16 protein-coding genes are annotated in these 22,745 nt (G+C 40.5%); 9 read left to right on the top strand and 7 right to left on the bottom strand.

Translation table 11 applies throughout. The features are described 5' to 3' along the window. From EWU22_RS02475 to EWU22_RS02485, 3 genes are read left to right on the top strand one after another with little or no spacing between them, the layout of a single operon-like run. Window positions 1-3,228, top strand: a complete 3,228-nt coding sequence (locus EWU22_RS02475; RefSeq protein WP_130924272.1) for a DUF1553 domain-containing protein — start codon at window positions 1-3, stop codon at window positions 3,226-3,228. A gap of 4 nt (window positions 3,229-3,232) precedes the next feature. Next, on the top strand, window positions 3,233-4,717 hold the full coding sequence (locus tag EWU22_RS02480; protein ID WP_130924273.1) for a DUF1501 domain-containing protein: 1,485 nt from the start codon (window positions 3,233-3,235) through the stop codon (window positions 4,715-4,717). Window positions 4,718-4,742: 25 nt separating this feature from the next. Beyond that, window positions 4,743-6,389 carry an FAD-dependent oxidoreductase gene (locus EWU22_RS02485; RefSeq protein ID WP_130924274.1) on the top strand — a complete coding sequence of 549 codons (1,647 nt, stop codon included), beginning with the start codon at window positions 4,743-4,745 and terminating at the stop codon, window positions 6,387-6,389. A gap of 377 nt (window positions 6,390-6,766) precedes the next feature. Here EWU22_RS02485 and EWU22_RS02490 read toward each other — a convergent pair whose 3' ends face one another. Together EWU22_RS02490 and EWU22_RS02495 are read right to left on the bottom strand one after the other, a co-directional pair. Further along, entirely contained in the window at window positions 6,767-8,209 is a 1,443-nt protein-coding gene (locus EWU22_RS02490) for an AAA family ATPase (RefSeq protein WP_130924275.1), read from the bottom strand. Window positions 8,210-8,215: 6 nt separating this feature from the next. Further along, window positions 8,216-9,334 carry a vWA domain-containing protein gene (locus tag EWU22_RS02495; protein ID WP_130924276.1) on the bottom strand — a complete coding sequence of 373 codons (1,119 nt, stop codon included), beginning with the start codon at window positions 9,332-9,334 and terminating at the stop codon, window positions 8,216-8,218. Window positions 9,335-9,446: 112 nt separating this feature from the next. On the opposite strand from EWU22_RS02495, the gene EWU22_RS02500 reads away from it, so the two are divergent. Next, window positions 9,447-10,238: a sterol desaturase family protein gene (locus tag EWU22_RS02500; protein ID WP_231962610.1), complete on the top strand. Its 792-nt coding sequence runs from the start codon at window positions 9,447-9,449 to the stop codon at window positions 10,236-10,238. Between the two features lie 10 nt (window positions 10,239-10,248). Beyond that, window positions 10,249-11,169, top strand: coding sequence for a metallophosphoesterase (locus tag EWU22_RS02505; RefSeq protein WP_231962612.1), 921 nt, complete (start codon window positions 10,249-10,251; stop codon window positions 11,167-11,169). On the opposite strand, the gene EWU22_RS02510 is transcribed toward EWU22_RS02505, so the two are convergent. The 3 genes from EWU22_RS02510 to EWU22_RS02520 all read right to left on the bottom strand — a co-directional run bounded on the left by EWU22_RS02510 (window position 11,166) and on the right by EWU22_RS02520 (window position 16,021). Beyond that, a complete protein-coding gene (locus tag EWU22_RS02510) occupies window positions 11,166-12,095 on the bottom strand; it encodes an SGNH/GDSL hydrolase family protein (RefSeq protein ID WP_130924277.1) in 930 nt (309 codons plus the stop codon). The two genes, EWU22_RS02505 and EWU22_RS02510, sit on opposite strands and share 4 nt — an antisense overlap. Next, a complete protein-coding gene (locus EWU22_RS02515; RefSeq protein WP_231962614.1) occupies window positions 12,092-12,871 on the bottom strand; it encodes a 3-keto-disaccharide hydrolase in 780 nt (259 codons plus the stop codon). The genes EWU22_RS02510 and EWU22_RS02515 overlap by 4 nt, the downstream gene beginning before the upstream one ends. Window positions 12,872-13,024: 153 nt before the next feature. After that, complete coding sequence (locus tag EWU22_RS02520; RefSeq protein WP_130924278.1) at window positions 13,025-16,021, bottom strand: PVC-type heme-binding CxxCH protein; 2,997 nt, start codon at window positions 16,019-16,021, stop codon at window positions 13,025-13,027. A 262-nt stretch (window positions 16,022-16,283) separates the two neighbouring features. On the opposite strand from EWU22_RS02520, the gene EWU22_RS02525 reads away from it, so the two are divergent. From EWU22_RS02525 to EWU22_RS02540, 4 genes are all read left to right on the top strand, one after another. Further along, window positions 16,284-17,036, top strand: a complete 753-nt coding sequence (locus EWU22_RS02525; protein ID WP_130924279.1) for a LiaF transmembrane domain-containing protein — start codon at window positions 16,284-16,286, stop codon at window positions 17,034-17,036. 141 nt (window positions 17,037-17,177) lie between these two features. Then, on the top strand, window positions 17,178-18,197 hold the full coding sequence (locus tag EWU22_RS02530; protein ID WP_109321817.1) for a sialidase family protein: 1,020 nt from the start codon (window positions 17,178-17,180) through the stop codon (window positions 18,195-18,197). Window position 18,198: 1 nt separating this feature from the next. Beyond that, on the top strand, window positions 18,199-19,701 hold the full coding sequence (locus EWU22_RS02535) for a sodium:solute symporter (RefSeq protein ID WP_130924280.1): 1,503 nt from the start codon (window positions 18,199-18,201) through the stop codon (window positions 19,699-19,701). 5 nt (window positions 19,702-19,706) lie between these two features. Continuing rightward, the gene (locus EWU22_RS02540) at window positions 19,707-20,651 is read left to right on the top strand and encodes a dihydrodipicolinate synthase family protein (protein ID WP_317127078.1); all 945 of its coding nucleotides are present in this window, start codon (window positions 19,707-19,709) and stop codon (window positions 20,649-20,651) included. Here the strand turns inward: EWU22_RS02540 and EWU22_RS02545 are convergent. Further along, the gene (locus EWU22_RS02545) at window positions 20,648-21,433 is read right to left on the bottom strand and encodes a polysaccharide deacetylase family protein (protein WP_130924281.1); all 786 of its coding nucleotides are present in this window, start codon (window positions 21,431-21,433) and stop codon (window positions 20,648-20,650) included. The genes EWU22_RS02540 and EWU22_RS02545 overlap by 4 nt on opposite strands. 1 nt (window position 21,434) lies before the next feature. Then, window positions 21,435-22,730 (bottom strand): hypothetical protein, encoded by a 1,296-nt coding sequence (locus EWU22_RS02550; RefSeq protein ID WP_130924282.1) that lies wholly within the window; start codon window positions 22,728-22,730, stop codon window positions 21,435-21,437. Window positions 22,731-22,745: the final 15 nt, after the last annotated feature.

Genomic DNA, 22,745 nt, shown 5'->3' on the forward strand with positions numbered 1-22,745 from the left:
ATGAAAAGGTATAGGTTTTTGATATTTCCGCTTTGTTTTTTGATGGCCGCCAAGCCACCTAAAAGCTTGCCATTACCTGCAGATGTGGCATTGGAATATCGTCAACTGCCACCTGCTTTGGATTTCAATATTCATATTAAGCCCATTTTATCCGACAAATGCTTTGCCTGTCACGGTCCAGATAAAGCGAAGCAAAAGGCGGGCTTGCGACTGGATTTGCCTGAAAATGCTTATGCCAAATTGCCAGAAAGCCCAGGGAAAGTAGCTATCACACCAGGCAATCTCCAAAAGAGCGAGTTGGCCCATCGGATTCTTTCCAAAGACCCAAGTATTGTCATGCCTGAGCCGAAATCTCATTTGAGTTTATCAGCCAAAGAAAAAGCTATTCTCCTAAAATGGATTCAAGATGGAGCCGTTTATAAACCGCATTGGGCTTTTGTTAAACCTGTAAAACATGCCATCCCAGAATCCAAAAAGGGGATGAATGTGATTGATTTTTGGGTACAAACAAAATTGGAAAAAGAAGCCCTAAAAATGAATGCCAAAGCTTCTAAAGCCCTACTGCTTCGTCGCCTCTCCTTTGATTTGACGGGGCTTGCTCCAAGTATTCCTGAACTAGATAATTTTCTTGCTGATAATGCATCGAATGCCTACGAAAAGCAGGTAGATCGACTGCTCGCTTCTCCTCATTTTGGCGAAAAAATGGCCGTTGATTGGTTGGATTTGGCTCGTTTTGCAGATTCTCATGGCTATACTGTGGACCGTATCCGAGATATGTCGCCCTATCGAGATTGGGTCATTAAGGCTTTCAATAATAATACGCCCTATGATACTTTCATACACCAACAATTGGCTGGTGATTTAATGCCTAATCCGAGCAAAGACATGTTGATTGCCACCGGATTTAACCGAAATCATCCCCAAAATACGGAAGGGGGCATTGTAGAGGAAGAGTTTCAAGCGGAATATGTGATTGACAGAACCAATACTTTTGGAGAGGCATTTATGGCAATATCCACTGGTTGCGCTCGTTGCCATGATCATAAATACGATCCTATTTCTCAAAAAAATTATTACGAGCTATTTAGCTTTTTCAATAATGTCCGTGAAGCGGGACAAATCTCCTATTCCGATGACCTGCCTACACCAACCTTGATGTTGCCCACCAAAGAAAAAGAGGAGGTGCTAAAATTCATTCAAACCAAGATTCAAACGGTAGAGGAGAAAATGAATCAAAGTCCTACTTCCAATGCTCTTTTTCAAAATTGGATTAAGAGCAAAAGCAATGAAAAATTGGCAGAAGATATCATTCCTCAACGTGGTTTGGTGGCCTATTTTGATTTGGATGCGACGCTAAAAAATAAGTTGACAGAAAAGCAGGTTGCCGTGATCAAAAGAGAATCAGGAAAGACAGGTGATCAGCCCATTTTTGTGAAGGGAAAACAGGGTCAAGCTTTGGCATTTGATGGGGATATTTATGCGGATTTAAGCCCTGCTGGTGTGTTTAGAAAGTCGGAACCATTCACCATAGGCATGTGGGTGAATATTCCCAAGGACATGAAAGAAGGGGTTATTTTTCATAAGAGTAATGCGGAGCGACTGTATAACTTTAAGGGTTTTCATGTCTATTTGAAAAACAATCGATTGGAAATAAACATGGCGCACACGGCTCCATCCAATGCCATCAATAAGGTGATGAAAGCAGATGTCCCTCGAGATCAATGGATACATCTGGCTTTGACTTATGATGGTTCTTCTCAAGCCGCAGGATTTAATTTGTTCGTAGATGGCCAAAAGTCGGACATGGAAACCGTCATTGACCAGCTGTATAAAGACATTATTTATTTCTCCAAAAATGAATTGGGCTTACAAATTGGGGGATGGTGGCGCGGACTTGGTTTTAAGGGAGGGAAAGCCGATGAAGTAGCCATTTATAGTCGGGAACTTATTCCTTATGAAATTCAGGTTTTGGCCCAAAGGGCTTCTTGGAAAGATTTGGTGTTTAAATCCCAAGATCAATGGACAAATCCCCAAGGCGAAGCTTTTAGGGCGTATTTCAAACAAAATTTGGATAGTACCCAGTTGGCTTTGACCCAAGAAATCAAACATTGGCGAACAGCTTTAGCGGATTCATCGGAGAAAATAGAGGAAGTGATGATCATGCAGGAAATGCCACATCCTAAAAAGTCTTTCTTGCTTCAGCGAGGTCAATACGATGCCAAAGGAGAAGAAGTTTTTCCGAATACTCCTCAAAAGATTTTGCCATTTCCTGCCAACTTACCAAAGAATCGACTCGGCTTAGCACAATGGTTAACACATGAGAATAATCCCTTGACTGCTCGTGTGGCCGTAAATCGCTTTTGGCAAAACTTTTTTGGGACTGGAATCGTCAAAACGTCCGAAGACTTTGGAAACCAAGGTGAAATGCCTTCTCACCCCGAATTATTGGACGCATTGGCTATCCAATTCCGAGAATCTGGTTGGAATATCAAGCAAATGATGAAGCAAATGGTGATGTCGGAAACCTACCAACAAGATTCTAAGGCTACGGCCGAACAAAGGGAAAAAGACCCAGAAAATCGCTTATTAGCTAGAGGCCCCTCTGTCCGATTAAGTGCGGAAATGATTCGAGACAATGCTCTTCAAGCTAGTGGTTTATTAGTTCAAAAAATTGGTGGAAAAAGTGTCTATCCTTATCAACCCGATGGATTATGGGAAATCAACAGCTCACATTACAAACAAGATACCACTTCAGCAGTATATCGTCGAAGCTTGTATGTGGTTGTGAAGCGGTCCGTGCCGAACCCTACATTAGCTACATTTGATGCCCCGGCAAGAAGTTCTTGTTTGGTACGTCGACAAAAAACCAATACACCTTTACAGGCGCTAGTGGGCTTGAATGATCCCACCTTTTTGGAAGCAGCCAAGATATTGGGGGAACAAATGGCCGCAGAAAAAGATGTTAACAAAGCCATACAAATGACCTTTAAAAAACTGACGAGTCGGGAAGCATCGGAAAAGGAATTGGCTTTGCTGGTCGACTTACAACGAAAGAGTTTAGTTCGTTTTCAGCAAGATGCAAGCAAGGCTAAAGGCTGGCTGCAAGCAGGAATGAGGCGAGTCCAAGGAAATAAGGACGGCAACATCGTTGCTGCCAATGCTGTGGCAGCCAATGCTGTGGTAGCTAGCGCTATCATGAATTCAGATGCTAGTATCACCAAACGATAAAATTATGGGACATCAACATACCGATCCATTTCGTTTATCGCATCCTGATTTAGAAAAACTTAATCGGGGACTAGATCGACGCGATTTTTTGAAGAAGACGGCCATGGGTTTTGGAGCGATAGCCTTGAACGGTTTGCTTGCTTCCCATCAGGCACAAGGCCAATCTTTGGAACAACAACTATTGGATGCCTTACCTAGAATTGCACCTAAGGCTAAACGGGTGGTGTACTTATTCATGAGCGGAGGCCCGTCCCAGTTTGAGACTTGGGATTATAAACCAGAATTGACTAAACGGATGGGTCAAGATTTACCCGATTCTATAAGGAAAGGTCAGCGATTAACAGGGATGAGTGCTAATCAGGCCATTTTGCCTGTAGCAGCTTCTGCCTATGGGTTCAGACAATATGGGCAAAGTCAAACTTGGGTGAGTGATTTATTGCCATATACCGCTCAGGTGGTGGATGAATTGTGCGTCATCAAATCCATGTTTACCGAGCAAATCAACCATGATCCAGCCATTACCTTTTTTCAAACGGGGCACCAATTGCCCGGTCGACCGTCCATCGGTTCTTGGTTAAGCTATGGTTTAGGTTCAGAGAATCAAAACTTGCCAGCTTTCATTGTCATGGTGTCTAAGGATGCATCTAAAGATCAGCCATTATATGCCCGACTCTGGGGAAATGGATTTTTGCCTTCGGAGCATCAAGGTGTTCAATTTAGATCTAGTAAAGACCCTGTTTTATTCCTATCAAATCCCGAAGGATACGATGGCAAGGATCGTCAAGAAATGTTGGATTATTTGAAGCAATTGAACCAATTGCAAAATGAATCTTGGGGTGACCCTGAAGTAGATGCTCGAATAGCCCAGTATGAAATGGCTTTCAAAATGCAAACCTCTGTTCCCGAAGTGATGGATGTCTCGGATGAACCTCAGGAAGTGTTTGATTTGTATGGACCCAATAGTCGAGATAAAGGAAGCTTTGCCGCTAATTGCTTATTAGCTAGAAAATTATTGGAAAAAGATGTGCGTTTTGTTCAGCTCTATCATCAAGGTTGGGATCATCACGATAGTTTGCCCAAAAACATCGTTAATCAGTGCAAGCAAACTGATCAAGCTACAGCAGCTTTGATCATGGATTTGAAGCGTAGAGGTATGTTGGAAGATACACTGGTCATTTGGGGTGGGGAGTTTGGTAGAACGGTTTATTCTCAAGGAAAATTATCGCCAACAGGTTATGGACGAGATCATCATCCAAAGTGCTTTAGCATGTGGATGGCAGGAGCTGGAGTGAAGGCGGGAACGACCTTTGGTCAGACGGATGATTTCAGTTATAATATCGTCAAAGATCCCGTGCATGTGCACGATTTTCAGGCTACTTTGTTGCATTTGATGGGCATTGACCATGAGCAATTAGTATATAAATACCAGGGTCGTAGGTTCCGATTAACCGACGTGCATGGCAAATTGGTCAAAGGTATTTTGGCCTAGTTTTTTCATCTTATGTTGACAAATTATGAAAGTTTATAAGGTTCTAATTGTAGTATTTCTTACTTGTCTTTTTCTACCTACTTGGGCACAAAAAAGCACCTATTCTGCCGATGTGATTGTGTACGGGGGAAATGCTTCGGCCATCATTGCGGCTGTACAAGTGAAAAAAATGGGACACAGTGTTATCGTTGTTTCGCCCGACAAACATTTGGGCGGACTTACATCTGGCGGTTTGGGATTTTCAGATACAGGAAACAAAGAGGTGATTGGAGGTTTATCAAGAGAATTTTATCAACGTATTTATCAGCATTATCAAAAGGAAGAAAATTGGCTTTGGGAAAAGAAATCGCAGTTTGGCAATAAGGGCCAAGGAACTGTGGCGATGGATGGCGCCAATAAAACCATGTGGATTTTTGAGCCACATGCTGCAGAGCAGGTGATTGAAGATTTGGTTAAAGAATACCAAATTCAGGTTTTGCGAGAGGAATTTTTGGACCGGAGTCGACAAGGCATTCGTTTAAAAGATGCTAAAATTCAGGAAATAACAACCCTGTCCAAGAAGCGTTTTGTGGGTAAAATGTTCATTGATGCTAGCTATGAGGGCGACTTGATGGCCTTAGCTGGAGTTAAGTACCATGTAGGTAGAGAAGCGAATTCGGTGTATGGAGAAAAGTGGAATGGGGTACAGGTTGGAGTTTTTCAGCATGGGCATTATTTCAAATCGAAGATTAGTCCGTATAAGGTTGCCAATGACCCCAGCAGTGGCTTATTACCCGAAGTATCCACGGAAAAACCTGGACCAAATGGTTCGGGTGATCATAAAATTCAGGCCTATTGTTTTAGGATGTGTTTGAGCAATCACCCCGACAATCGGATTGCTTTTCCTAAGCCTGAAGGATATAATCCAGATCGATATACGCTCTATGCCAGGGTTTTTGAAAGCGGTTGGCGAGAGACCTTTGATAAGTTTGATGCCATACCTAACCGAAAGACAGATACCAATAATCATGGACCGTTTAGTACTGATTTCATAGGTAAAAACTACGATTATCCAGAGGCTACTTATGCACGCAGAAAAACCATCATCAAGGAGCATGAATTATACCAAAAGGGATTGATGTATTTCTTGCAAAATGACCCAAGAGTGCCTTCAGAAGTTCAGGAACGCATGAAAACCTGGGGTTTAGCCAAAGATGAATTTAAAGATAATGGAGGCTGGCCACATCAATTATATGTGAGAGAGGCTAGAAGAATGCTTGGCAAATACGTCATGAAAGAGGCGGATGCATTGGGAAAAACGAAGATTGAAGAACCGATTGGGATGGGATCTTATTCTTTGGACTCACATAACGCCCAGCGATTTGTCACAGCGGATGGCTATGTTCAAAATGAAGGAGATATTGGGGTGCATCCAGATAAACCTTATTCCATCAGTTATGGATCCATTGTTCCCAAAGAGCAGGAATGTCAAAATTTGTTAGTGCCTGTTTGTCTTTCCAGCTCACACATTGCCTATGGATCAATCCGCATGGAACCCGTCTTCATGATATTAGGTCAATCCGCTGCCACTGCCGCGGTATTAGCCATTCAACAAAAAACCAGCACCCAGCAAGTGCCCTATTCGCTATTGAAAGACCGTCTTTTGAAAGATGGGCAGGTGGTTTCTTATTAGGAAATGTAGAATGAGGAATGTAGAATGTAGAATTTGTGGTGACTTGTCACGAAATAGGTAGATAGTTTTCTATTAATTATATCCAATTCAAATTCAAGGATTTCATTACAAAATTACCTAAGCAAATTGCTCTTGTTTTTTATACGAGGGTAAAAAAATTGAAAATTTACTCTTGTTCTTCAAATAAGAGTAAATATTACACTCGTTTGTTCCCACAGATGTTAGGGAATCAATTTGATATAGTTATGGAAACAGAATGATTTACCTGTGTACACAATAATCAAATGTAAATTTAACCTGGGAATTTCCGTCCTAGCTAAAAATTCTTCATTCTACATTTTTCATTTATAACACTAAACCCTAATAACTAATACCTATCAAAGCAGATCCTTAAACTGATACCCTTCCGTAATGCGTTCCTTGCTTAATTTACGGTATTCGGCTAATCCCCAAAGGACTAATTCTTTCATGAAATAGCGATTTTCTTTCTTGACTTTAGGAATGTATTTCTTTATTAAATCATCCAAAGGTTGGATGGAGTCTAAGCTGCTTTGGTATTCGGCATCCGAGCAATCATCCGTAATCACCACGCCACCTTCGGTAAAGATGTATTCCAAAAGAGGGTCATAAGGACTTACCAAATCTTTTTTGTGCAGCTTCTCAATTTTAGGGAAATAGTTCGGGAAAAAATGGTGTACTGCCTGACTAATCAATTGTTGGGCCACTTCTGCCGCTCCTTCCTGCTCGCCTTCATAGACCAGCTCCACTTTTCCAGTGATGGATGGCACGATGCCCATAAAATCCGACAATCGTAAAGAAGTATGATTATCTCCTGCACGCAATGAACGCCTTTCAGCAGCGCTCATCAGGTTTTCTAAGGCCGTAATGCTCATACGGGCACTAACGCCACTTTTGGCATCTACAAACTCACTATCCCTAGCTACAAAACTGATTTGCTCCAAAATGTCCATGGCCAATTCAGGAACATAGACGCGGTCTTTTTGCTCTTTTTCCAGCTTGGCTTCTTGGGCCGTAATGGTTTTAGCAATTTCAATACTTTCTGGATAATGCGTTAAGATTTGAGATCCAATACGGTCTTTCAATGGGGTCACGATACTTCCACGATTGGTATAATCTTCTGGATTCGCTGTGAAAATGAATTGCAAATCCAAAGGCATGCGCAATTTGAAGCCACGGATTTGAATATCCCCTTCTTGTAAAATATTGAACAAGGCCACTTGAATACGGGCTTGTAAATCGGGTAATTCATTGATGACGAAAATACAGCGATTGGCACGAGGAATCATTCCAAAATGTATCACTCGGTCATCGGCATAGGACAACTTCAAATTAGCCGCTTTGATGGGGTCAACGTCTCCAATTAGGTCTGCCACGGTCACATCTGGCGTAGCTAGTTTTTCAAAGAAACGTTCATCACGGTGCAACCAAGAAATGGGGGTAGCTTCTCCTTTTTCGGCGATCAAATCTTTGGCATATCGGGAGATAGGCTGGAAGGGATCATCATTGATTTCCGAACCACTGACAAAGGGAATGTATTCATCTAATAGGCTGACCATCAAGCGAGCCAAGCGTGTTTTTGCTTGTCCACGAAGACCAAGTAGGTTGATGTTATGTCTTGATAAAATAGCTCTTTCTAATTCAGGAATAACGGTATGTTCAAAACCATGCACCCCTTCAAATGGCGTTTGTCCCGCTTTGATTTTAGCGATCAAATTTTGTCTTAATTCGTCCTTGATGCCTCTGCTGGTATATCCTGATTTTTTTAGTTCTCCTAAAGTGGCAATTGTGCTCATTGACATGTGGCTTTATTTAATGCGTTTTTTTCGATTCGTTTCGTAGTCTTCAAAGATTATTTCCCCCAATCCTTTTAATCCCGTATAAAATGCTTTTCCTTGATTGGCTTGGGTAAACTCATTCACAAAGCGTTGCAGGTATTGATCTCGCGCAATCATGAAAGTTGTGATGGGAATATGCAATTTTCGGGCTTGCTGAGCCTGAGTATAGCATTTATCAACAATGTATTCATCGAGTCCATTGCTATTCATGTAATATTCTCCATTAGGTAATTTCACGCAGCTAGGCTTACCGTCAGTAATCATGAAGATTTGTTTGTTGGTATTTCTTTTTCTTCTCAAAATATCCATGGCCAACTGTAAGCCAGCCACCGTATTGGTATGGTAAGGACCTACTTTGAGATAGGGCAAATCTTTGATGGAAATACTCCAAGCATCATTACCAAAAACCAAAATATCCAAAGTATCCTTGGGATAACGTGTGGTAATGAGCTCAGCCAATGCCATGGCTACCTTTTTGGCGGGGGTTATGCGGTCTTCTCCATACAAAATCATGCTATGACTGATATCAATCATGAGCACGGTACTCATTTGAGATTTATGCAAGGATTCCTCGACCACTAGGTCTTCTTCACTTAATTGGAATTGGTCCATGCCATGATTGATTTGGGCATTTCTCAAACTCTCTGTCAACGATATTTTTTCTAAACTATCTCCAAATCGATACTCTCTGAACTCGCCCGTATGTTCGTCTCCGGAACCGGGATGCTTACTTTTATGATTCCCCGAACCACTGCGTTTTAGGTCACCAAAAATGGTATCTAAGGCTTGTTGGCGGATGGCTCTTTCTGTTTTGGCAGTAATGCCTAAACCCGAACTTCCGTCTTCTTTGGTTTCATCGCGGATATAACCTCTTTTTTTCAGGTCTTCGATAAAATCGTCGATGGTATAGGCCTCATCCGTCAGTTGATATTCCTTGTCTAATTCCCGAAGCCAGTCGAGAGCCTCATCTAAGTCCCCAGAAGTATGAACGATCAATTCTTTAAAAATGGCAAAAAGCTTGTCGAAAGGGCTCTGATTTTCAGGCTCATAGAGTTTAAAATAGAAAGCTCTTTTATTTTTTTGACTCATGTGATGGGGTAAGGAATCTTATTGGTAACGCTAATCTAGGCTTTTCTGTTTCATAAATTTTAAAATTAGATGAATGAGTTTGAATTCGCTCCATCAAAGTTTTTTTAGCCGCATGAATTCCATATTTTTACTAGTCAAATTTAAACCCATGACCGTAGAAAAATACCTTCAAATTTTATTTAGTATTGGTAGTCGATACTATTTGGTAGCAGGAGCTTATTTCTTGATTTTCTATGTTCTTTTTAAAAAGGGATTGTCCAATAAAAAAATACAAGCGGCTTATCCCAAATTGAATGATTACCTCCGTGAAATTGGGTATTCTTTAGGGACTATCATCCTTTTTGCGGCAGTCCCCATTTTCATTGTTCAAAATCCTGCAGTTCGTCCATATACTACTTTATACGACAGGATGGATAGCTTGGGTTGGGCTTATTATTGGTTTGCCTATTTGTTAATGTTTTTGTTGCACGATACCTATTTTTATTGGGCACATCGAATCATGCATCATCCCAGTATTTTTAAATGGGTGCATAAAGTACATCATTTGTCGACCAATCCATCTCCTTGGGCTGCCTATGCCTTTCATCCTCTGGAATCCATTGTGGAAACGGGTATTTTTGTCTTGTTTGTATTTACGATTCCCGTACATCAAAGTCATATTTACTTGTTTTTCTTTTTTTCCATTATTTACAATGCCTACGGACATTTGGGCTGGGAATTATATCCTGCTGGATTTTCCAAATCATTGATTGGTAAATGGATTAATACCTCGGTAAGTCATAACCAACACCATAAATATTTCAAAGGAAATTATGGCTTATACCTTCTATTTTGGGATCGTGTGATGGGGACATTGAGGGAAGATTATGATACTGCTTTTGAAAAAGTAAAACAGAAACAATAAACCTATTTATATGAAATTTTTATTCACTCTATTATTTAGCCTTTTGCTAGGCTTTAGCAGCTTTGGGCAAGCCAAAAAATTTGATTTTATTGCCTTTGGGGATATGCCCTACAAACTTCCAGATGATTATGGGCGATTTGAAGGAGTGATTAAAAAAATCAATCAAGAAAAGCCTGTTTTTAGCGTGCATGTTGGGGATATCAAATCAGGGTCAACCCCTTGCTCTACCGAGTACTTTTATAAAATCCATCAATATTTTGAGACATTTGATCAGCCTTTAGTTTATACGCCAGGAGATAATGAATGGACGGATTGTAACCGCAAAGCAGCAGGAGAATTTGATCCGAATGAGCGGTTGAAGGAGTTGAGAAAAGTGTTTTTTGCTAAGAAAGAAAGCTTTGGTAAGAAGAAAATTAAATTAGTGTCTCAATCCGAAAATCCATCCTTTGCCAATTATGTAGAAAATAATGCGTGGGAATACGGTGGTATACAGTTTGCCACGATACACTTAGTGGGGTCCAATAATAATTTGAAAGGCGCTAATGCTGATAACACCGAATTTAATGAGCGGGAAAAAGCGAATGAAGCGTGGTTGGAAGAAGTTTTTGCAAGGGCTAATTCTAAAATGGGCCTAGTTTTTTTCACTCAAGCAGATATGTTTTACCATGGTGCTGTTCCCACTGGTTTTACCCAAATCGTGGAGAAGCTTACAGCCTTAACTAGGGCATATGGAAAACCCGTTTTATGGATTAATGGAGATTCCCATCGTTTGCTAATAGAGAAGCCCTTATTGATGCCCGATAAGAAATCAACGATTTTGAATTTTACGCGTTTGCAGGTTTTTGGTGAGGCAGATATGGAAGCCGTGAGGATAAAGGTGGACCCTAAATCTTCTCAATTATTTTTGTTTGAGCAATTGATGGTCGACTAAGGAGCGAGCAAAGCTTCTATTTGTTTGTCTATTTCTAGAGATAATGTTAGGGCTTCCATCAATGGAAGTCCTTTTTTCATTTCAGGACGAAGATGTCCGGTAGAACCAAGCCAAGCATCTTTCATCAGATTATGTCGTTTGACAATTAATTGGAAAAAAGCATTGGGGTCTTTGATGGGGGCCAATGCTTGAATAATGGATGGGAATTGAAGGATGTTTTTTTGACCTAAGTAGCGTAAAATTTGTTGAGCCATAATCCAATGTCCCAATTCCCCAGGATGCACACCATCTTTGGCTAAGGCAAAATTAGGATCGGTTTTTTGCTGAGAAGCTTGGTAAGCCTTCATTGGAAAATGTACGTCGATTACCTCCCATGATTTTTGTTGCATTAGCCATTCCGAATAGCGATCCAAGACTTGGGCATAGCCTGGTTTTTTACCTAATTCTTCATCAAATGGAGCAGGTGTCAAATGAATGATTCTAGATCCTCGAGCCTCAATTTGGGTGTGTAACCAAAGGATGCCATCTTTGAATTTTTGAAACCGAAGCGAGTCTAGTGGAAGGTAAATACCATCATTCATGCCATAGGAGGCAAAGACGATATCGGGTTGCGTTTGAAGTAGCACTCGATCCAATCGTTCATGCAAATCGGGTCTTGGAAAACGTCCATCGGCATGGCCCTCTTCGGATAAGCCTGAGACTGTTTCACTGGGTAAGCCCACATTGATGAATTCAATTTTTTGTTGGGGGAAATGTGCCTTATGGTAGGCTTCTATGGCTTGGACATATCCAGCGGCATAGGTAATACTGTTTCCTAGGAAAAGGACTCGTTTGACGGAGGCATCAATTAAGGGAGTCTGCGCCTGAGTTAAGGAACAGAGGAGAATGAGGCAAACAAGTAGCCAATGAGTCTTTTTCTGCCTCATTTTTTCCTAGATTTAGGAATAGGTAAAACCTGAATTTCGATATTTCTAAAATCGATTTCTTGACCTTCACTTTGAAGCGCGATATATCCTTCTTTCAATAATTTTCCATCAATTTTAATGGCAGGATTATAGCCATTGGCCACACCTCCACCGATTTGAGGTTGAGCATATTCCAATACTTTATCGCCATTGATGTAGTGACTAACCAAAGAATCGCCCATAACGACCAATTCAGCTTTTACCCATTGATCTCCTTCGTAGGTCTTGGAACTGGAGTTGATGCAATGCCTTGGGTCAATTCGCCCATGATAGAACACATCGGTACCAGGCGAGCACATGTTTCCAGTTGGTCGGGGTTTACCATCACCTAGTCCCGCAAGGAACTGCATTTCTACCGAGATAGGCCAGTCTTGTTCTTTTAGGATGGTTTTAGGATCCTGAGCATGGAACATGACACCCGAGTTTTTCAAGGTATAATCTGGGGCATCTTTTCTCCATATGCCTGTAAAACGGTATTCCAAGCGAAGTTTATAATACGAAAAAGGTTTTTTATAATACAAATGCCCGTAGCGATTATTGAAATGCTCGTATTGGTCATATCGTACTTTGATCAATCCATCCTCTACCCGAAAAGTTTGACCATAATTATCTCCTACTTCATGATGAAAGATTTTCACCGTCCAATCGTTGATGTCCTTACCGTTGAAAAGGGATACCCACTTTTCTTTTTTTGGTTTAAAAGAAAAGGCTGAAAATGCCAGTAATAGGGCAAGCATTGTAAGAGGTAATTTGGACATCATTATCAGTAAATAGGTTATTTGAGAGAATGTCCAAATATATCAGATTCTTGAATAAAAAATTCGATTATTTTGTTTTTGTAACAGGGTTGACAGCGTTCCAAACGCTGGCAACCCTAACAATTTTAAGCATTAAATTCCTTTGATAAATGCCACCAAATCAGCCATATCTTGCAATTTGATATTGGCATCTAAGCCATTTGGCATGGCAGAAACCTTGGAAGACACTCTTGATTTTATTAAGTATTTCTCAATGGTTTGAACAGTTCCGCCCATTTGTTTCAAGCTTAGCGAATTATCGTTTTCAGAAGTAATAATTCCCGAAAGCCTTGTCCCATCTGAAAGCTGTAAATCCCAGTTACCATATTTATCTGCAATGGAATTATTTGGATTGATGATTTCAGTGATGATGGATAGCGCATTTCTGCTTTTTAAGGTAGATAAATCCGGTCCAAAAGAAACACCCGTTACGCCCTTGATTTGATGACACGCGGTACAGTTTGTCTTAAATATTTCCTTTCCTTTTGCTGCATTTCCTGCCATGTCTGCAGCGGGTAAATAATTCTGTAATACGGCTTTTCTATCCTCGCTGATGGCTAATACTTCACGGGCTAATTTCCGGATATTGGCATCATATGAATTCATCAATTCGACAAATTGTGGCCATTCTAAATCTGTTTTTGGGATATTTTTATTCGCAATTTCCTTCAACAGGGGAATCATGAATTTTTCATTTACAACTTGGTAGCGAATCCAAGCCTTTCGAGAAGGCATTTTCATTTGTTGGTATACCTGATTAATCTGAGCCATTTCTTGTGCTGAAATCTGATTCGGCAAAGCTTTAATACTGGCCAATTGAATGGATTCACTGGTAGAAGAACGAATGAACGCAATTAATTTGCTCGTGAATGCTGGGTCCTTTTGTAAGGTTAACAGGGCCAAGGCATCCTCTTGAAATTTGGCATCTTGACTACCCGAAAATTTGGCAAAAACTTGTTTAGCAAAAGTCTTGTCAGTTGGTAAACCTACTGCTTTAAATACTCCAATGATGGCATGGCGCATTTTCGTATCTGGAGAAATCAAGAAGGATTTAGCCAGCGCATTTTTTTGATTTTCGTCTAAGCTAATTTTCTTTTCAGCATATTCCGCATAATTAGCAAGGCCTTTTAATAAAGCGGCTTGCCACCAATCGTTACTGACTTGGGCATCACTGGTTAATGGCAAGAAACTAACATCTTGCTTTTTCATTAATGCAGCAGCAACATAGGCAAAGAAATTTTCTTTGCCCTCCGAAGGCTTATTCCCAAAATGTGTAATGGCACCTTTTAATAAACTCATCTCGGATCCTTTGGATGCTGCAATGGCTGCTACTCCTACCCAGTGGTCATCAATGTCTTGATTCAGGATGTTGCTTCTTAGAGCTACAGCTTCAGGAAAAGTAAAAAAGGCAGATGAACATAACCATTGAAAACGTACACGGGCATCCGTGTCTTTGGCTGTTTGTATAAGTGATTGGGTAAGTTCTTTGTTTGAAGCAAAGGCAGGTAAACTCCATTGGTGATCGGCAATTTTTAGGGCATTTTCACGCACTCCTGCTGTCTTATTTTCTAAAGCTGAGACCAAGTCTTCTGGGGTCAATTTGCCCCAGTCCGACAATAGCCATAAGGCAGGAACACTGGCTTCTGCTTCCTTCTTGGCGATAATTTCTTTCAATGCAGGAGCAACAGACACGTCTTTACGATGGAACAATAAACGTTGTGCGGTTTTCCGGAACCAACCATTGTCTGATTGTAGTAGTTCAACTAGCTTTTCGGAAGATTCTTTCGATAAATGAGTTTCATTCATCCAATTCATTCCGGCACTTCCTTTTTTCGTGATTCGATAAATACGCCCTTTGGTCTTTCCATTGTATAGGGCCCCACTTTTATTTACCTCTTCAGACATCCATTCAGGATGTTCGATTAATTGTCGGTAATAATCAATCACATATAAAGCACCATCGGGTCCAACATAAAAATTGACAGGTCTAAACCAAGGGTCTTTGGAAGCTAAAAACTCTTTTTTCTCTAAAAGTCTTTTACCAGAAAAGGTTGAGCCTTTGGATTCAATGATATCGGCATGGACCAAATTGTGTACGGGCTCTCCCACAAACGTCACTTGACTAAAATCTTTACCAAATGCTCCTCCATCATACCAAGTGATACCACAGCTAGATGTCACCACCCCCACATCTGTTAACAATTGATGATTGGGATTTTCCGAAATAGGATATACCTCACAAGCGTCACCATGATCAGGGATTTTTTCCATGGCTTCAGGAATGACTAAATTGGGATTGGTGCTGGTATAGCGAGCATCCAATACTTCATGGTAGAGGTGATCGGCATTATCGGTGTAAAAACGGTGCCCCCATGGGTCAAATGTGTGCCCATATTGAGTTTCTCCAGACATGGATTCCAGTCCGAAACTATCGGGTTTAAATCGAACATTGCGCCCATTTCCGTTTTTGGGAAGGATGTTTGCCTTAGGATTGGCCGGGTAGCGGATATCACTTCCTTTATCGCCAAAAAGATATTCATAGGCGAAGGAATTGATGGATCCAGAATGGCCTAAATAAATCCAGTTGTCTAGACCAAATTTAGGCGTATTCATATTATGCTGAGGGTTAGACAAGGAGAAGCCAGTTAAAATAACTTCTCTTTTATCCGCTTTATTGTCGCCATTGGTATCTTCAAAGTATAGGATATTAGGGGCATCTGCTACGATGATTCCTTTTTTCCATTTCATAATTCCCATGGGTAGGGTCAAACTATCCACAAAAACCTCCGATTTGTCGGGATAACCATCCCCATTCGTATCCATGAGTTTGCGAACTTGCCCAGTCTTACTTAAGTCCAAAGGATAACCCGGCATTTCTAATACAAACCAGTTGCCATCTTCATCTATTTCCATGGCTACAGGGTCGGCTACTAGCGGCTCAGCAGCCACCATTTCAATCTCAAAACCATCCATGATTTGAAAATCATCTAAGGCTTTTTGGTGTTCTTTGGAAAGTGTAGGAATATTCTTTTTCTCTGTCGAACAAGCGAGAACGCTTAGACAAAGACATAGGAGTATAATATTACGCATAATGTTTGATAGGTTTAGTTAACGCAAGTTAGCGTATTTATTAGGTTTCGAAGTATCTCAAAAACGATCTAAAAAGAGAATTTAATCAATATGCTAGATTTTATTATTAAGATGTATAAATAGTTGTCTTTTGCAGGTCTTTGGAAATACGTGAACGGGCGATTTTTACAATTCACCTAGGTTGTTTCTCCGTTTATCCCAAAGTTGATGAAGCCATTTGACCTTTTTCTTTAATTGAAGGATAAATTTATACCCTATACTCATGAGCAAAAAATCTACTTCAAAATCAAGCGGTTCCGTTGGCATTGTTTTTCTTTTGGTTGGAATCGTATTTTTAATTCGCCAAGCAGATTGGCTTGAATTACCTGATTGGATATTTACTTGGCCCGTTTTGTTGATTGTCATTGGGCTTGTTTCTGGAATTAGTAGTTCTTTTCAGAGGAATAACTGGATTTGGCCAGTATTAATTGGTGGGGTTTTCTTGGTGGATCGAGAATTTATGGATGTTGATATATTTGAATATACACTACCCATCGTTTTCATAATTATCGGGATTTCTATGATTCAGAAGTCGAACCGCAAAAAAGGTCAAGCACCATGGGGCCCGCCTATGGGAAACTGGGGAGGCTCTTCCAGCCAATCGACTGTCAATTTTTCTTTGAATGATGCCCCCTTTATTGCTATATCCAACGTATTTAATTCAACGACCATTCAGGCGACCAGTAAAGAGTTTAAAGGAGCCAACATAACAAACATAGTAGCAGGCTTAGAGTTGGACTTTAGCCAAGTTGCATTTGAAGGAGATTCGATCAGCATTGAGATTACTCAAATCATGGGAGGGGCCACGTTGTTTGTTCCAGAACATTGGGAAATTAGGCAGCATTACACAACTTTATTGGCAGGTTTTGAAGATAAACGAACCACTTTAAGTAATAAAACAGAAGGAGAGAAGAAGATATTACATATAAATGGCTTTCAGATTTTATCAGGTATTCAAATTAAGGATGTCCTTTAAGTATGCGTTTTAGGGCCACATGGGGGATTTGTGAAAAATTGAAATCAAACATGGAAGACTCTTTTTTTTCAAAACTTTGGGCAAAAAGGATGATTTTCTCATAAATAGTGTAATTTCGCTTTCCATTGAACCTATTTAACTATGAAAATTTTGTATATACTAGCACTGATGGTGCTAGGTCAAGGAGCTTTCGCGCAAATTACAAGCTCAGAATTTATTTATGAGAAGGCACCATTTCCCTCGTGCCACGCTTCAACCATTGAAGAGACTCCCACAGGTTTAGTTACGGCCTGGTTTGGAGGCACAGAAGAGCGTCACCCCGATGTTGGAATTTGGGTGAGTAGAATGGTGAATGGCAAATGGACAGCTCCAGTGGAGGTGGCCAATGGTGTTCAGAACAGTACCATTCGTTATCCACTTTGGAATCCAGTTTTATTCCAAATGCCAGCTTCTAAAGGAGGGGAACTATTATTATTTTATAAAGAAGGCCCAACTCCGCAAGATTGGTGGGGCATGATTAAGCGTTCCAAAGACGGTGGAAAAACATGGTCAAATACTGAAAGACTTCCATTAGGAATCTTAGGTCCCATCAAAAATAAGCCAGTAATGCTAAAAGATGGCACTTTACTTTGTCCTACTAGCTCAGAAGACAATGGCTGGCGTTTACATTTTGAAATGACAAAAGATGGTGGTCGTACTTGGTCCCGCACAGAAGCCATTAATGATGGAAAAGAGTTTTCAGCTATTCAACCAAGTGTGTTATTCTTAAAAGACGGACGTTTACAAATTCTTTGTCGCAGTAAGAATGGGTACATTCTAGAATCTTTTTCTTCTGATCAGGGCAAAACATGGTCACCTTTAAAAGCTACTTCTCTTCCAAACCCAAATTCGGGTACAGATGCGGTTACATTAAAGGATGGTCGCCAAGTGTTGATTTACAATCATGTGACCAAAGAATCACAAGAATGGGGAGGGAAACGTTCTCCACTTAATGTGGCAATCTCATCGGATGGTAAAACTTGGAAAGAACTAGCCGTATTGGAAAAAGAGCCCAAGGCGGAATTCTCCTATCCAGCAGTGATCCAAACGAAAGATGGTAAAATACATATTACCTATACTTGGAAGAGAGAGAAGATTAAGCACGTTGTGATCACCTTATAATATGACTCTACCTGTTCTTGATCTTAGCATCATCGTTGTATATTTACTCTGCATGGTGGCTATAGGTATTTATTTTTCTAGGAAAAATAATAGTTCCGAGCAATTTACTACAGCCTCTGGTCAAATTCCTGGCTGGGCATTAGGATTGAGCTTTTATGCTACATTTTTAAGTGCGATTACTTTTTTAGGAGATCCTGGGAAATCATTTGGCTCTAACTGGAATCCTTTTGTTTTTAGTTTATCTATACCCTTTGCGGCTTGGGTATCTACGAAGTATTTCGTTCCCTTTTATCGAAACTCGGGAGAAGTTAGTGCATATACGCATTTAGAAAAACGCTTTGGAGCATGGGCTCGTACCTATGCTATGGTCTGTTTTATCATGACCCAATTGGCCAGGATGGGGACTATCTTTTATGGTATAGCTCTAACTATCAATGCTCTAACAGGCGTGGATATGCGTTTGATTATTATCGTTTCGGGTTTATGTATCATATTTTATACCGTTTTAGGTGGTATGGAAGCGGTCATCTGGACGGAGGTAATACAGGCTATTTTGAAGACGATGGGTGCTCTCATGATTGTGGGGATCATTGTTCATCAAACGGGTTTTTCAAAAGTCATTGAAGTCGGTATTCGTGATGATAAATTTAGCTTAGGAAGTTTTAACCCTGATTTTAGTACGAGCTCCGTATGGGTGGTTTTGATGTATGGCTTCTTTATTAATTTGACCAATTTCGGAATTGATCAAAATTATATTCAACGATATCATACTGCGAAAGACGCCAAAGAGGCGGCTAAAAGTATTTGGCTATGCGTGGTTTATTTCGTTCCTGTTTCTTGTTTATTCTTCTTTATCGGGACAGCGCTTTATACTTTTTATATGGAAAACCCAGCCTTGATTTTAGAATTGAAGCAACAGGTTTCTGCAGAAAAAAGTATTGCGATAGATGCTTTAAAACCATCTGATTATGGCGACCGAGTTTTGCCATTTTTCATGAAGACTCAGATTCCAAAAGGCTTATTAGGCTTATTGATGGCAGCGCTATTGTCGGCAGCTATGAGTACCATGAGTAGTGGAATGAATAGTTCGGCAACCGTTTTTCTTAAGGATATTTATTTACGGTATGTTCAAAAGGATTTACCAGCAGCTAAGCAATTGAAAGTCTTGCATATTGCCACAGTGATTATGGGCTTGCTTGGTATCACCTTTGGAATTAGCATGATTGGAGTTAAAAGCCTCTTAGATGTTTGGTGGAAATTATCAGGAATTTTCGCTGGTGGTATGCTGGGGATATTCTTGTTGGGATTCTTATCCAAGAAAGTGGAAAACTTGGCTGCCAAAATTGGTGCCATAGCAGGTGTAGCCATCATTGCTTGGATATCCTTTAAAGATAGCTTTCCAGAGGCTTATCAGAGTCCATTTGATTCTAAAATGACCGTAGTACTAGGAACCATTTCCATTGTATTAATTGGTCGCCTTGTTCAAAAATTGATTAGTAAATAGTAAAAATGATGCAGCAGAAATTACCAAAGGGTTTCGTACCCGTGATGATAAGTACCTTTAAAGAAGATCATTCTTTAGATTTAGAAGGAATAGCCCGTTTAACGGAAATGTATATCCAGACAGGTTCAGTTGGTTTATTTGCCAATTGTTTGTCGAGTGAAATGTATGAATTATCTCGAGCTGAACGATTGAGTTTAATAGAAACAGTAGTGAAAACGGCAGCGGGACGAGTTCCTGTGGTGGCTACTGGTACACTAGGAGATAGTATAGAGGAAATGGCAGATTTTTCTAGAGCCATTTATGCCTTGGGAGTAGATGCCGTTATTGTATTGAATAACTTGATGGTCAAGGAAGATGAGTCTGATGCGGAGTTTTTAAAGCATATGCACCATTTCATGGATTTGACACCGGGTATCCCGTTTGGTATATACGAATGCCCAGTACCGTACAAACGTTTGATTAGTCAAGAAGTGTTAGAAGATCTATTGCCTTCTGGGCGACTAGTTTATCATAAAGATACATCCTTAGATTTAGCGAAAGTGGCTTTGCGAATTCGTACAGCTCAAGGCTACAACTTTGGCTTATATGATGCCTATATGGGTCATGCTGTGTCGGTATTGAAGGCCGGAGCCATGGGCTTATCGTGTATTCAAGGGAATTATTTTCCTGAATTGATTGCTTGGCTATGTGCCAACTTCAATGCTCCAGGGAAAGAAGATCAAGTGGCAACCGTGCAAAAGTTCTTTATTGATAATATGGATGTAATGCATACGGTTTATCCAACCAGTGCAAAATATGTATTACAAAAAAGAGGCTTCCCTATTCGTTTAGCTACCCGCCGTGAAGTGGGTCATTTAACGCCGAAGGAAACCTCTGCATTGGATCAATTAATTCAAGATTATTTGAAATTACCGATGGTAAAAAACCTGGATTTTGCTCCTTTAGTTTAACGAGATTGAATGTATTTGGCCACTGTTCCCATGGGAGCTATCCAAATACCATTGGCTGGATTATTGGCATATTCCATTAGTTTTTTGAGCATACTGAGTCGGGTGGTTTGATTGCCCGACTCATTCATTTCATGACCAGCTAAAACAAGCCATTTCCCCGAATTTCGTGCTTCTTCAATCAAAGGTAAGATTTGCTCAAAATCTTGACCATCCATTTCAATGCCCGTCAATTGGGCAAAATTATGGTAGTTAGGGTCATTTGGCGCCTCACTTTTCCATACTCTTCCGAGTAAAAAATGCTTAGCAATCAAGGGGACATAACTTTGAGTTTGAGTGGCATTTCCTATAAAGGTTTGTCCACATGGATAGGCAAATACTTCGGCTTTCACTCCTAGGTTTTTTTCAATGGATGTGTTACAATCCAGAATATCCTTCTCCATTTTTTCCATGGTATAGTTTTCTAATGCATTACTTCTAGACCAAGTAAAAATTCCAGTACAAGGGTGAGATGTACTATGGTTTCCTATTTCATGACCAGCGGCAACTGCTTTTTTCCAGCCAGCTAGGTTTTTTTCCATGGCACCTGGGTTGAGGAAGAAAGTGGCTTTAACTCCATACTGGTTGAGTAGTGGAGTTCCCTGCGTGACTTGACTCCCTCGGGCGTCATCAAAGCTAAGGCTCAAGGCCATTTTTTTGCCTTGTGGCCAATTGAAATTTTGTGAAAAGGAAGGAATAGCCCCCAAGAGAGCAATTCCAAAAAGAAAGGGATGTATTTTTTTCATGTTATGGTTTGGGAGTTTCTAGTGGAATTACTTCTCCAAATCTTTTGTGGGAACCTTTAATTTCATCGTGTGAGCTTGCAGCTACATAGGCTAAAACCGCGATGAAGGCCAAGACAATTCCGAAATTTTTGGCATAAGTATTCCAAGAAATCAGCTGATTTTCAAAGTCGACTTCCACCTGTGTGAGAAGGTATAAGATAATGACAAAATTTACGATGTATAAATACTGTTCAATGCGGTAGGTGCTTAAAAATGCTCCAGTGACGAGTATGCTCAATAACATATAAAGTCCAAAATGGCCAATGAAGAATTTTTTGATATCCCCATAACCTAAGGATTTAGATTTAGCATGAACATTGAGCCAATAGATTCCTGCAAAAAGTACCAATAATAGAGAGTCCCAGCGAACAGAGAGTTCTATGGCTTGATCAGAGGCATTGAGTAAAGGTGTGATGGTTTTTTCTAAACGGTCCATGCGGAAATTTTGTTGCCACATAGTAAAAGGAATAATCAGCACCAACATAAGTATAGGAAACCACTGTTTGGAATACTTTTCTTCCGTAGTATCTTCCCAATGCGAAGTAAAAGTTCCATAGGCCATTCCGATGCCGCCAAAGAAACCTAATGAATATTCCATGACATTCCAGAAGTTGAATTTAATTTCGGAAACATGTCCTAACACTTGGAGGAAATTTCCAAAGGCAAATCCGAAACCTCCACCTAGTCCAGCAAATAGCGCTACACGTAAAGCAGAATATTGTTTGGTACGAAACATGAACCAAGCGAGTGCCGCAGCCATGCCTAAAACTCCTGCCCAAGATTCATCCCTAGGGGGAGTCATGAGCCATTCGTATTGTTGGATGATGAAAAAGTAAAACAAAAGTGCGCCTACTACCATTTCTACTAAGAGCTGTGGCCAAGCAACAGGACTTTTGCTAGAGTTTGACAAGCTAAGTCCAAATAAGCCTCCACCGATGAATCCATAAAGTCCACCAATGACAAACAGAGAAATTAGGCCATAATAGACATTGACAAATTCTGTATCTCGGCCATAGCCTACGACCATACCATAGCTCATTACACCTCCGATTCCCCAGCCCATGGCTCCAGAAACGATGACTTGAAATGCTTTAGAAAACCAGTCTTGTCGATTGGCTATCAGCATGATAGCCATAGATCCTATAGCTCCTGCCCAGGCGGCACCATGCTCATGTCCAAACTGTCCACGTATAGCCCATGCCGTTCCGAATGTCATCCCTACTGTAAGTAAGGATAATACTAATTTTTTGTTGTTCATTGTTTGATAGGTTTA

This window comes from Aquirufa nivalisilvae (assembly GCF_004307455.1).
GTDB lineage: Bacteria > Bacteroidota > Bacteroidia > Cytophagales > Spirosomataceae > Aquirufa > Aquirufa nivalisilvae.

Bases quoted from the DNA above. Each gene is read 5' to 3' on its own strand.
- EWU22_RS02475 (WP_130924272.1), top strand. From the start codon at position 1: ATGAAAAGGTATAGGTTTTTGATATTTCCGCTTTGTTTTTTGATGGCC.
- EWU22_RS02480 (WP_130924273.1), top strand. From the start codon at position 3,233: ATGGGACATCAACATACCGATCCATTTCGTTTATCGCATCCTGATTTA.
- EWU22_RS02485 (WP_130924274.1), top strand. From the start codon at position 4,743: ATGAAAGTTTATAAGGTTCTAATTGTAGTATTTCTTACTTGTCTTTTT.
- EWU22_RS02490 (WP_130924275.1), bottom strand. From the start codon at position 8,209: ATGTCAATGAGCACAATTGCCACTTTAGGAGAACTAAAAAAATCAGGA.
- EWU22_RS02495 (WP_130924276.1), bottom strand. From the start codon at position 9,334: ATGAGTCAAAAAAATAAAAGAGCTTTCTATTTTAAACTCTATGAGCCT.
- EWU22_RS02500 (WP_231962610.1), top strand. From the start codon at position 9,447: ATGAATTCCATATTTTTACTAGTCAAATTTAAACCCATGACCGTAGAA.
- EWU22_RS02505 (WP_231962612.1), top strand. From the start codon at position 10,249: ATGAAATTTTTATTCACTCTATTATTTAGCCTTTTGCTAGGCTTTAGC.
- EWU22_RS02510 (WP_130924277.1), bottom strand. From the start codon at position 12,095: ATGAGGCAGAAAAAGACTCATTGGCTACTTGTTTGCCTCATTCTCCTC.
- EWU22_RS02515 (WP_231962614.1), bottom strand. From the start codon at position 12,871: ATGCTTGCCCTATTACTGGCATTTTCAGCCTTTTCTTTTAAACCAAAA.
- EWU22_RS02520 (WP_130924278.1), bottom strand. From the start codon at position 16,021: ATGCGTAATATTATACTCCTATGTCTTTGTCTAAGCGTTCTCGCTTGT.
- EWU22_RS02525 (WP_130924279.1), top strand. From the start codon at position 16,284: ATGAGCAAAAAATCTACTTCAAAATCAAGCGGTTCCGTTGGCATTGTT.
- EWU22_RS02530 (WP_109321817.1), top strand. From the start codon at position 17,178: ATGAAAATTTTGTATATACTAGCACTGATGGTGCTAGGTCAAGGAGCT.
- EWU22_RS02535 (WP_130924280.1), top strand. From the start codon at position 18,199: ATGACTCTACCTGTTCTTGATCTTAGCATCATCGTTGTATATTTACTC.
- EWU22_RS02540 (WP_317127078.1), top strand. From the start codon at position 19,707: ATGATGCAGCAGAAATTACCAAAGGGTTTCGTACCCGTGATGATAAGT.
- EWU22_RS02545 (WP_130924281.1), bottom strand. From the start codon at position 21,433: ATGAAAAAAATACATCCCTTTCTTTTTGGAATTGCTCTCTTGGGGGCT.
- EWU22_RS02550 (WP_130924282.1), bottom strand. From the start codon at position 22,730: ATGAACAACAAAAAATTAGTATTATCCTTACTTACAGTAGGGATGACA.